Raw genomic sequence first — 10,929 nt, forward strand, 5'->3', positions numbered from 1 at the left:
AAATACGTTCTCTAATATTTCCATTTTCTTCTATTTTTAAGGCTTTTTGAAGTATTGTTTTTTGCTGTCAGATAATTTTTTGCTGGCATATTTCCTATTATTGGGTTATTTATTAATTTTTATTATACCAATTTAAATGCCGAACAGCTTATAAAATAGACCCGATCACTGAGCCTTTCCAGCAATAGCCGAAAGGTTAAGCAGCAAAAGGGTGAATCTACACTAGATGGAGACACAGTATGTTAGAGCAAATCAAAGGATTTACTGCTGAAAAGCGCCCTGCTAGCAAAATTACACTCGAAATCAAGGAAATCGTTCCTAATAATTCCCATAAGACTACTGAATCTTGCCTAAATACTGACGCTGACGGTGGTGATCTTAGAAGCGAGGAATCCTGAAACTATCTGGCCTGATCAGGTAGCTATTGCTTATGAGCCCAGAATTGTTAGCAATAATTAGTTGCTAATAGTGTTGGCTTAATCCGAGCTTGTATCAGAAATTAGAGAAATTTTCTCAATTATATTTCTGGTGCAAGCTATTTGCTTAGTATAAATTATTTGTTGCTAATTTTTATCAAATAGTTATGTCAGTGCTCGCAAAAATCCTCAAGCCATACAGTGAGCATAAATTCCTAGAATACCATTGGACGAGTAAAGCACTATTTATTCCAAGTGAGGACGAAAGGAAGTTTGCTGATCTATTTTCTTGGCAAAAACTCACCGATCTGCTGAATTTCCATCAATTCAAGTATCCGGAGCTGCGCTTAGCCTTAGATGGCAAAGTTTTGGAGGAAAAGGAAAACGCGAATCTGATCAAGTGGTGCCAGTCAGGGGCAACTCTAATCATCGACAAGGTACATAAACTAGTACCAGAAATTACTAACTTCACCTCAGAAGTTAGACAAGATTTAGGCTATAGTGCTCAAGTCAATTCCTATTGTTCATGGCCCAGTAAACAGGGATTTTCCTGTCACTACGATACTCACGAAGTCTTTATCTTGCAAATAGAGGGAAACAAGGAATGGTATGTATTTAGCGATACTCTAAAATACCCCTTGACTGAGCAAAAATCAGCCTCTGAAACACCTCCGGAAGGAGACCCTTACTTGAAGTGTACCCTTACCCCTGGTGATGTGTTGTATATACCCCGTGGACATTGGCACTATGCTGTTGCTCTAGATCAACCTTCACTACATTTAACCCTAGGGATTCATTGCCAGACTGGTGTAGATTTTTTAGACTGGTTAGTAGGTGAGTTACGGCAGAATGAAGCCTGGCGTAAAAGTTTACCACTGCGGTTCGATGCTGAGCCATTAGATCAGTCGATTGATAACTTAATCCAAAATTTCAAAGAATACCTTACTAACAGTGATATCCAGGAACGATATAACCGTTATCTTGATGGCTTAGTCAAGCCACTAGCTAGATACTCTCTACCTGCGCAAGCAGGATTTAATATATTTCCCAATGGTGTAAAGACTAGGTTTAGTAATCCCAAATTTAAGCGCCTCAAAATTTCACAGCTGCCAGATAACAATGGCTACCAAGTTATCGTTTCAGGTAAAGAAATCATTTTAGGAGGAGTAACTGAATCCTTGGTGGAAAATTTATTCACCAGAGAGAGGTTTACCGGTAGTAATGTCATGACATGGTTACCAGGTTTCGATTGGGAGGTTGATGTTGTTCCTCTTTTAACCCATTTAGTTACTGAAGGAATAATTTTTGTTGATACCAGAGTATAAGTAATAGGGAATCGGGAATCGGAACCCACCCCTAACCCCTCCCAGGAGGGGAACGGGAATCGGGAATCGGAACCCACCCCTAACCCCTCCCAGGAGGGGAACGGGAATCGGGAATCGGGAATCAAGAAACCAATTATCTGTATATCATAGCTATTAAAAATGCTAGAAAAAATATTTATATTTTTTTATAAAATGACAATTAAGGAGATAAAACGATGAACACTTTTTTTTGTTCTGACCATTCACAGCAGTTAGCCGAAGACATTATCGGTAGTGGTACTAATTACCAAGTGTATGTTTTAGTATAATGCCGCCAACCGTGGCTGTCTAATGCCATGGATTCTAAGTATATTCCAGACAATCTTAGGAAATTGGTGGATGAGGTAAAGCAGCGTAAGCTGCCAGTAAGATTCCTACTGATTGCTAATAATAAAACTCTAAAAGCAGATCAGACTAAGCTTTTGATTTATAGTCACAACGGTGAAGCCAGGTTAAAAGGGTACAGCAAGCTAGAGTTTGATGTGACTAATCTTGGTGAGGTAGCTGGGATTGTCAGACAATTCTTAGCTGGAGAAACGCCAAACTGTGTCACACAAGACAGTGATACTAGAGACATTTTAGTTTGTACCCATGGTAGCCATGATGTGTGTTGCGCCAGGTATGGTAATCCTTTTTACTGCAAAGCCTTAGCTACTGTTGCTGAGTTATCTTTAAGCAATGTCAGACTCTGGAAAGCCAGCCACTTTGGTGGTCATCGGTTTGCTCCCACTGCCATTGACTTGCCAGATGGAAGATACTATGGTGTCTTAGATCAAGATTCATTTAAATCAATTTTAATCCGTAGTGGTGATATTGAATGCTTCAATCGGGTTTATCGAGGTTGGGGAATTCTACCGACTAAAATTCAGGTATTGGAAAGGGAACTTATCCTCCGCTACGGATGGGATTGGTTTAAGCACAAAGTTGGTGGTTCAATTATTAAGGAAGATGTGAATCAGGATTCTATTCAAGCTGAGATCAGCTTTGAAAAACCTAATGGCTTGATTTACCATTGTCGTGCTGAATTAGTTAAAGATGAAAGTAAGACATTGCAGCTGAAAGGATCTTGTGGTGCTCAGAAAGAGTCACTATTTGTTAAATATACTATTAAGAATCTCTGCCTTTACTCGGAATTGCTGGAAATTCTTCCAGTTTATCAACCGCAGATGGCAAGCTAAGAGGTAAGCATTTAGCAGTCAGCCGTCAGCAGTCAGCAGTCAGCCGTCAGCGGTCAGCCGTCAGCTCAACTAGTAGGGTGCGTTATCAACGCACCTTAAATATAGAGTTACTGGTGTTAGTAATTTACTTAGTCATTGGTATAGAGTCCGTGTAGGAATTGTGATAATTTTTGATGGCATATTCCCTACGGTGCGCGTTCACGCTTAGCTTTGAAAAAGCGCGGGGTCGCACCGCTCCCTACTCCCTACTCCCTACTCCCTACTCCCTACTCCCTGTTCCCTATTCCCTTGACTAGATATATTAAGATACATGAATTGGTGGCTGATGCCAACATAATCAAATTGGTCACCGTCGGCTATAAAACCAAGGCGACTATAGAAACCTAGGGCATTAATTCTACTCAGTAGTCTTAAAGCATTGAAATTGTTTGCTTTGGCTTTTTCAATTAATGTTTCCATCAGTTTGGTGCCGATTCCTTGGTGACGAAATTCAGGTAATAGTGCAACGTAGGCAATACTGCCCAATCCGGGAGACAATTCTCTTAATCTTGCTGAACCAATTACCTGATTATTACAGACAGCAACGAGATGAAAAGCACTACTATCGTACTTGTCTTGTTCTGTTCCTTTTTCCATGCCCATAGGCTCTCTGAGCACAAGCCACCGCTGGTGGTACATATCCTCTAACTCTTGTTTAGTTTTAACAGGACGTACTTCAATTGTCGTCATCATGCTTAACCATATTTAGAATGTAGAATGTAGAATGTAGAATGTAGAATGTAGAATTGAGAATGTAGAATTGAGAATGTAGAATTGAGAATTGAGAATTGAGAATTGAGACTTGAGACTTGAGACTTGAGAATTGAGAATTGAGACTTGAGACTTGAGAATTGAGACTTGAGAATTGAGACTTGAGACTTGAGAATTGAGACTTGAGAATTGAGAATTGAGAATTGAGAATTGAGACTTGAGAATTGAGACTTGAGACTTGAGAATTGAGACTTGTAAGCTATCAGCTATCAGCTATCAGCTTTCAGCTTTCAATTAAGAATTAAGAATTGTCATAATATGCGCTACGGGCAGGCTACGCCAACAGCTATCAGCTTTGAATTAATTCAAAATTCTACATTTTAAATTATAAATTATTAATTCTACATTTTAAATTATACATTCTAAATTCTGCATTCTAAATTCTAAATTATACATTCTGATCACCTCACAACTTGGGGATTATTGCTAATCCAGCTGTCGATATCTTTTAAAACCTGATCGGGAATTTCCCAAGGAAACAAGTGAGCAGTATTGTCATAGCATTGCCATTGGCTATCCTTGAGATGTTTAGCGGTTTCTCGACTGGATGCTGCGGTAATATGGCGATCAGCAGCTCCTGCTAAGACCAGGGAGGGACATTGAATCTGGTTTAAGTCTGGCAAACGGTTATACCCAGCCCTAATGGCAGTGTTGAGTGCTTGTGTAGCGGCTTGGGAGGTCTGTAAGTAGGCTGATATGGCGTGCTTGGCAATATACTGGTAGGTGCTGGTTGTGTGTTGTTGGATCAGGTACCGAAAAAGCGATCGCTTACCAAATGTGTCAATATTCCATTGCCATCCTGGTTGTAACCAATTTAAGACACCAGCGATGCCGGTATAGAGATTATCCTGCCAACTAATGGGGGGATGATTACCCCAAGGTCGAGCGGCTGTGGCGATTAAAATTAAACCCGTGACTCTCTGAGGTAGCGTCAGGGCAAGCTCCATTGCCAAAATTCCCCCTAAAGACCAACCTAGTATCAAACAGCGGTCAATTTTGTAATAGTCGAGCAGGGATTCCAAGTCAGTCAAGTGGTCGGTCATCTGAAAATCCCGATCAGCTGGACTTTTACCATATCCTCGCAAATCAGGGCTGATAGTCCAGAACCTCTGGGATAGATGTTGGGTAAAAACTGAAAGGCACTGACTTGAGGCTGGATGACCGTGAAGGCAGAGAATTGGGAATCCTGACCCCTGGAGGTCAGTGTTGAGATATACTGCTGCTTGAGAGGTTTTTTTGATCCCATTCATGTTAATTGTTAATTGTTAGTTGTGTAAGCATTCAGCCGTGAGCTAAAAGCTCACGCTACGCGAACAGCCATCAGCCGTTGGCCTTAGGCCACGCTACGCGAACAGCCGTCAGCTTATTTTATTCAATAGCACCTCAAGGAGGTTACGCTATGGGCAGAAACTTTGTAAGCATTCAGCTGATAGCTGTTCGCGTAGCGTGCGCGTAGCGAATTAGCTGATAGCTGATAGCTGATAGCTGATAACTGAAATGGTATGATCTCTTTTACTTATAATCGCACTGTTCGGTTTTCAGATACCGATGCGGCTGGTGTGGTCTATTTTGCTAATGTTTTATCTATCTGCCATGAAGCCTATGAAGCCTCTCTAGATGCATCGGGCATTAATCTCAAGTCCTTTTTCACTAAGCCCGCTGTGGCAATTCCGATTGTTCATGCCAGTGTGGATTTCTTGCGTCCTATGTTTTGTGGGGATCCACTGCTGATTCATGTGATGCCTGAGCAGTTGAGTGAAAGTAAGTTTGAAATTGCTTATCAAGTTGTTAAAGCTTCGTCATCGCAACAGTTACTGGCAAAGGCAATTACCAAGCACGTTTGTATTAATGCAATGACTAGAACCAAAATTCCCTTACCTGAAGAAATCGTGCAATGGCTAGGTAATAGGTAATAGGTAATAGGTAATAGGTAATAGGTAATAGGTAATAGGCAATAGGCAATAGGCAATAGGGAAAAAATCCTGTTTACCTGATAGCTCTGAAAAACTCTTTACTAATTTTATCATCTCTTATGATATAGCTGACAGCTGACCGCTGACAGCTGACCGCTTAAACAAAAAATAGCCGTAGAAATACTATCTACGGCTAGCGAGTTCAACTTTTGATTTATGTCACAAAAATACCCGAAACTTTCGGATGTGATCCTATACTATCAGACCAAATCCAAAGCCACCGGGGGGGAAACCCCCCCAGAAAGTTAGCGATGCAGCGCGGTCTTGGGGGTTTCCACGGGGCTTACAAGGTGCGGACGCAGGTTCCGCACACAGCCCCTCCCCATGAGCGACTGCATCAAGACAAGGTGTTATGGCAACAACCAATACTTGGTCATGGTAGTTATCACTTCACCGGGCACTTCAGTAGGCTCCAGAGGAGTCCATTCAGCAATCTCGGCATAGCCCAGGGAATAAAACATTTGCATACTATAAATGACTGATTGGCGAGGACCTTTGAGAGTGTGCTGAGTTGGTTGTTTTTTGAAGTTCCGAGTAAATTCTTTTGACATAGTGCAAAAATTCAACTTTAGTTTATAATGATTATTGTAATGATTATAATTTAATTTGTCAAGGGGTTTTAAAAGTTTTTTTTGAGAGTTTTAGAGTTGATAAAAAAAGCAATTACCTAAATTTACATTTCAGAAAAGTGCTATTAAATAGCATCAATTCTTGAGATAGTTTTTCAAAAAAATATCATTTATATCTATAGCGTTTATTGCCTGTTCTCTGTTCCCTGTTCCCTGCTCCCTACTCCCGGTTCCCTTTAAATTAAAGTAGTATAATAGTTAAAAAACTATTGTAGAGCAGTTGATGGCAATGGCTGACAATACATCTGATGGCCAACTAGACTTTCTCTTAGAGGTGCTACAAGCAATTGCAGACAGTAATGGTGATCAGCAGGTAGTTGAGAAATTACTCGAAGCAAATATCGACAAATTTAATCAGACCTTAGCAGATAAATTGCGGGATTGGGCAACAAGTAAGCTGGCGGAAGCGGAAGCAGGTGAAGCCAAATCCCTAAGCGCAGATATTGTTGAATTTAGCAAAATAGTAGCAAAATTACCTTTGGGTGACAAAGCCAGCACTATAGAAATTGCCATCACTGGCTATGAAGTCGCCCTAAGTGTTTACACCCGTGAAGCTTTTCCGTTTGATTGGGCAAAGACTCAATACAATCTCGGTAATGCTTACCGTAACCGAATCACAGGGGAAAAAGCAGAAAACCTAGAAGAAGCGATTGGTTGCTACAAATTGGCTTTAGAAGTACACACCCGTGAAAGGTTTCCGATTGATTGGGCACAGACTCAACACAATCTCGGTACTGCTTACTATTACAGAGTCATAGGTCAGAAGGCACAGAATATAGAACAAGCGATCGCTTGTCACCAAGAAGCTCTAAGAGTAAGAACCTTTGAGGCATTTCCGATTGAGTGGGCATGGACACAAACTAGTCTCGGTGCTGCTTACTGTAACCGAATAAAAGGGGAGAAAGCACAGAATATAGAACAAGCGATTGCTTGTTTCCAACAAGCTCTAAGAGTAAGAACCTTTGAGGCATTTCCGATTGAGTGGGCATGGACACAAACTAATCTCGGTGCTGCTTACAATAACCGAATAAAAGGGGAGAAATCACAGAATATAGAAGAAGCGATAACTTGTTTAGAACAGGCTCTAAGAGTCAGAACCTTTGAGGCATTTCCTTATGATTGGGCATCGACAAAAACTAATCTCGGTGCTGCTTACAATAACCGAATAAAAGGGGAGAAATCACAGAATATAGAACAAGGCATCACTTGTTTCCAACAGGCTCTTAGAGTTTTTACCTTTGAGGCATTTCCGATTGAGTGGGCATTGACAAAAACTAATCTCGGTGCTGCTTACAATAACCGAATAAAAGGGGAGAAATCACAGAATATAGAAGAAGCCATCCCTTGTTTCCAAAAGGCTCTTAGAGTTTTTACCTTTGAGGCATTTCTGATTGAGTGGGCAACTACACAAAATAATCTCGGCAATGCTTACAATAACCGAATAAAAGGGGAGAAATTACAGAATATAGAACAAGCCATCACTTGTTTCCAAGAAGCTCTTAGAGTTAGAACCTTTGAGGCATTTCCGATTGAGTGGGCATTGACAAAAACTAATCTCGGTGCTGCTTACGGTAACCGAATAAAAGGGGAGAAAGCACAGAATATTGAAAAAGCCATCCTTTGTTTCCAACAGGCTCTTAGAGTTTTGACCTTTGAAGTATTTCCTTATGATTGGGCAAATACACAATACAATCTCGGTGCTGCTTACGGTGACCGAATAAAAGGGGAGAAAACACAGAATAGTGAAGAGGCCATCGCTTGTTACCAAGAAGCTCTTAGAGTTAGAACCTTTGAGGCATTTCCTATTGAGTGGGCACAAACACAAAATAATCTCGGTATTGCTTACGGTGACCGAATAAAAGGTGAAAAAGCACAGAATATTGAAAAAGCCATCGCTTGTTACCAAGAAGCTCTAAGAGTATTAACCTTTGAGGCATTGCCCCAAAACTATCTAGATACTAACAATAACCTTGGTTTGGTTTGCCGAGATGCTCAAAATTTCCCGGAAGCTTACCAGGCTTTTGATGCTGCCATTAAAACAGTGGAATTCCTGCGAGATGAAATTATTTCTGGTTCTGGAGTAGAAGAATACAAGACTAAACTAGCTGAAAGGTACAACAGAAGCTATCGAGCTATGGTGGAAGTCTGCCTAGACTTAACTAATATCACCGCAGCCATTGAATATGTTGAACGGAGCAAAACCCGCAATTTAGTTGAAGAGATTCTCAGCCGTGACCTGAAAACGATCTTTCCTGTAGATGTTGTTACTCAACTAGAACAATACAGGGATGAAATAGCCATAGGTCAATATCAAATCCAGAATGGCAAAGCTGACAATCCCACCGCCCTGGCACAACATCTCCAAAAGTGGCGACAGCAGCGCAATAATTTACAAGACCACTATTTACCGATCGGTTCTAGCTTTAACTTTAAACAATTTCAGCAGAAACTGGATGACCACACTGCTATTGTAGAGTTTTACATTACATGGGATAAGCTGCTCACTTTTATCTTTACCAGTGAAACTCAACAGCCCATAGTTTGGCAATCTCAGCCCCAAGACTTAGACAAATTGGGAAATTGGGTAGATGAATATCTCGAAAGCTACGACACCGAAAAATCTGATTGGCAAAACGACCTGAGTAACCGCCTAGATGAGCTAGCTGATATTCTATCCATTAATGACATCATTAAGCAGATTCCAGAAAAGTGCGATCGCTTAATTTTAATCCCCCATCGGTATTTACATTTGTTGCCCATTCATGCTTTACCAATTACCAGTAAGCACAGAGAAGGTAAATCTGAAATTCTGATGGATCGGTTTCCAGCAGGGGTAAGTTACGCCCCTAGCTGTCAACTACTGCAACTTGCCAAAACCAGAAAACGCCCAAAAGATTTTACCCACCTGTTTGCGGTTCAAAATCCCAGTGCTGATTTAGTTTACACTACTATCGAAGTAGACGTAATCAAAAGCTACTTCAATCCACCACCAGATACAGAGGTTCTTGTGGAAAAGGCTGCTACCAAAGCCGCTCTCGATAGCAAAGCTCTCAACACATTCCACTGTGCCCATTTTAGCTGTCACGGTTACTTTAATTACCAAGAACCCCGTAAGTCGGCTCTAATCCTGGCCAATGCCCACAAACCGGCATCTGCTGAACCAAATTCGGAGCGCTATTTACGGATAAGTGAAGAGGAAGTATTTGACCTAGATAAGTGTCTGACCATAGAAGAAGTTTTTGGCCTACAATTAGAACAATGTCGTTTGGTCACTCTTTCCGCTTGTGAAACGGGATTGATTGATTACACTAACACCAGCGATGAATACATTGGGTTACCCAGTGGTTTCCTAGTTGCCGGAAGTCCAGCAGTGGTTAGTAGCTTGTGGAAGGTAAACGATTTATCGACAGCGTTGTTGATGATTAAATTTTATCAGAATCTACGACAGCAAATGGCTTTAGCAGTTGCCCTGAATAAATCGCAATTCTGGCTGCGGGATAGCACCCAGTCTCAGTTGCTAGCCTGGAGTAGGCAGTTACCCCTAGACAACTCTTTGATGAAAAAGATTGAACAAGCACTGGATTGGTTTAACCCCGATGAACAACCGTTCCAAAACCCCTACTATTGGGCAGCATTCTGTGTAATTGGAGAGTAACATTATGATTTCTGACCCTCAAATTCTAGTATTTCCTTACTTCCTGGACACCAAACCGGAAGTGTTTTCTATGGAAGACTTACAGGACTTAGATCAGACCTTAGCAGATTTGCAGAGTAACCCACCAAAAAATGTTGATAAAATTATCAGAAATTGGTTCAAGGCACGGCTTACAATTAGGGATGAATTCAGAAAATTTGAGAAACAAAGAAAGGAGCTTGGCAAAGTTCCGCCCACTCCACCTATCCAGCCCGATCGCCTTAATAATTGGTTTCAGGAACTGCGTGAGCAGGTGAAGGATCAACTCAATAGTAAAGGGAACGGGGAACAGGGAAAAGGGAACAGGAAGTAGGGAAAAGGGAATAGGGAATAGGGATTAGGGAGTAGGGAGTAGCGATGCAGCGCTGTTTCAAGCCCCGAATTAATTCGTGGGATATTTTTTAATTTTGAATTGATAATTTTGAATTGGAGCGAAGCGATTGACCTCTAAAGTCTATGCCCCTAATGTCCATTTATTTGCCTTTCATCTAAAAACTAGTCAGCCAACTACCTTACTCTGGGACAAGTGCAACCAGATTATCTCTCAAAAATTTGGAGTGACTAAGCAGCTTGAAATTGAAGAAGAGTCAGGATATCGAGTAGACCTGCTCAAGGATAAAACTACTGATGATGTGGCTTTTCACTTTGGGAGTAAGCTGTTGCGCATTTAAACTGTGATAACAGCATTGCCTTTGTTTTTTATTTTTCGTACCCATTTTATAATTAACCCTCCTTCATTTAAAAGATGATTTAACAAACATTCTAATTCTTCAATTGATTTGAAAACTCGATTGGCAATATATTCTTTTGCTGAATGCCAAACCAATTCAATTAAGTTATAATCAGGACTATACTCGGGAAGATA

The 10,929-nt window shown here is 40.9% G+C and carries 11 protein-coding genes and 1 pseudogene; 7 read left to right on the plus strand and 5 right to left on the minus strand.

The window, feature by feature from the left end; all coding sequences use genetic code 11:
- Positions 1-239: 239 nt before the first annotated feature.
- The 3 genes and pseudogenes from F6K64_RS37270 (at position 240) to F6K64_RS37280 (ending at position 2,958) form a co-directional block, all read left to right on the plus strand.
- Positions 240-398, plus strand: coding sequence for a hypothetical protein (locus tag F6K64_RS37270; RefSeq protein WP_008187065.1), 159 nt, complete (start codon positions 240-242; stop codon positions 396-398).
- Positions 399-583: 185 nt separating this feature from the next.
- The gene (locus tag F6K64_RS37275) at positions 584-1,741 is read left to right on the plus strand and encodes a cupin domain-containing protein (RefSeq protein ID WP_008187063.1); all 1,158 of its coding nucleotides are present in this window, start codon (positions 584-586) and stop codon (positions 1,739-1,741) included.
- Between the two features lie 215 nt (positions 1,742-1,956).
- Positions 1,957-2,958: pseudogene (locus F6K64_RS37280) on the plus strand (ferredoxin family protein).
- A 252-nt stretch (positions 2,959-3,210) separates the two neighbouring features.
- On the opposite strand, the gene F6K64_RS37285 reads toward F6K64_RS37280, so the two are convergent.
- Positions 3,211-3,690: a GNAT family N-acetyltransferase gene (locus tag F6K64_RS37285; protein WP_229414619.1), complete on the minus strand. Its 480-nt coding sequence runs from the start codon at positions 3,688-3,690 to the stop codon at positions 3,211-3,213.
- A 479-nt stretch (positions 3,691-4,169) separates the two neighbouring features.
- Positions 4,170-5,018 carry an alpha/beta fold hydrolase gene (locus tag F6K64_RS37290; protein ID WP_008187058.1) on the minus strand — a complete coding sequence of 283 codons (849 nt, stop codon included), beginning with the start codon at positions 5,016-5,018 and terminating at the stop codon, positions 4,170-4,172.
- A 255-nt stretch (positions 5,019-5,273) separates the two neighbouring features.
- On the opposite strand from F6K64_RS37290, the gene F6K64_RS37295 reads away from it, so the two are divergent.
- Positions 5,274-5,681, plus strand: coding sequence for an acyl-CoA thioesterase (locus tag F6K64_RS37295; RefSeq protein ID WP_044494067.1), 408 nt, complete (start codon positions 5,274-5,276; stop codon positions 5,679-5,681).
- On the opposite strand, the gene F6K64_RS37300 is transcribed toward F6K64_RS37295, so the two are convergent.
- Both F6K64_RS37300 and F6K64_RS37305 read right to left on the minus strand, forming a co-directional pair.
- Positions 5,667-5,795: a hypothetical protein gene (locus F6K64_RS37300; RefSeq protein WP_267872065.1), complete on the minus strand. Its 129-nt coding sequence runs from the start codon at positions 5,793-5,795 to the stop codon at positions 5,667-5,669. The two genes, F6K64_RS37295 and F6K64_RS37300, sit on opposite strands and share 15 nt — an antisense overlap.
- A gap of 296 nt (positions 5,796-6,091) precedes the next feature.
- Positions 6,092-6,292, minus strand: coding sequence for a hypothetical protein (locus F6K64_RS37305; protein WP_008187052.1), 201 nt, complete (start codon positions 6,290-6,292; stop codon positions 6,092-6,094).
- Between the two features lie 301 nt (positions 6,293-6,593).
- Between F6K64_RS37305 and F6K64_RS37310 the strand changes: the two genes are divergently transcribed.
- The 3 genes from F6K64_RS37310 (at position 6,594) to F6K64_RS37320 (ending at position 10,735) form a co-directional block, all read left to right on the plus strand.
- Positions 6,594-10,025, plus strand: coding sequence for a CHAT domain-containing protein (locus F6K64_RS37310; RefSeq protein ID WP_008187050.1), 3,432 nt, complete (start codon positions 6,594-6,596; stop codon positions 10,023-10,025).
- A 4-nt stretch (positions 10,026-10,029) separates the two neighbouring features.
- A complete protein-coding gene (locus F6K64_RS37315; RefSeq protein WP_008187049.1) occupies positions 10,030-10,377 on the plus strand; it encodes a hypothetical protein in 348 nt (115 codons plus the stop codon).
- Between the two features lie 127 nt (positions 10,378-10,504).
- Positions 10,505-10,735, plus strand: coding sequence for a hypothetical protein (locus F6K64_RS37320; protein WP_008187047.1), 231 nt, complete (start codon positions 10,505-10,507; stop codon positions 10,733-10,735).
- On the opposite strand, the gene F6K64_RS37325 is transcribed toward F6K64_RS37320, so the two are convergent.
- The coding region (locus F6K64_RS37325) for a transposase (protein ID WP_287265468.1) at positions 10,732-10,929 on the minus strand (198 nt) is incomplete at its 5' end. The genes F6K64_RS37320 and F6K64_RS37325 overlap by 4 nt on opposite strands.

It is taken from the genome of Moorena sp. SIO3A2 (assembly GCF_010672265.1).
In the GTDB taxonomy this organism is placed as follows: Bacteria; Cyanobacteriota; Cyanobacteriia; order Cyanobacteriales; family Coleofasciculaceae; genus Moorena; species Moorena producens.

What these genes read in the sequence shown, in the direction of transcription:
- F6K64_RS37270 (WP_008187065.1), top strand. Translation starts at nt 240, where the DNA reads ATGTTAGAGCAAATCAAAGGATTTACTGCTGAAAAGCGCCCTGCTAGC.
- F6K64_RS37275 (WP_008187063.1), top strand. Translation starts at nt 584, where the DNA reads ATGTCAGTGCTCGCAAAAATCCTCAAGCCATACAGTGAGCATAAATTC.
- F6K64_RS37285 (WP_229414619.1), bottom strand. Translation starts at nt 3,690, where the DNA reads ATGATGACGACAATTGAAGTACGTCCTGTTAAAACTAAACAAGAGTTA.
- F6K64_RS37290 (WP_008187058.1), bottom strand. Translation starts at nt 5,018, where the DNA reads ATGAATGGGATCAAAAAAACCTCTCAAGCAGCAGTATATCTCAACACT.
- F6K64_RS37300 (WP_267872065.1), bottom strand. Translation starts at nt 5,795, where the DNA reads ATGATAAAATTAGTAAAGAGTTTTTCAGAGCTATCAGGTAAACAGGAT.
- F6K64_RS37305 (WP_008187052.1), bottom strand. Translation starts at nt 6,292, where the DNA reads ATGTCAAAAGAATTTACTCGGAACTTCAAAAAACAACCAACTCAGCAC.
- F6K64_RS37310 (WP_008187050.1), top strand. Translation starts at nt 6,594, where the DNA reads ATGGCAATGGCTGACAATACATCTGATGGCCAACTAGACTTTCTCTTA.
- F6K64_RS37315 (WP_008187049.1), top strand. Translation starts at nt 10,030, where the DNA reads ATGATTTCTGACCCTCAAATTCTAGTATTTCCTTACTTCCTGGACACC.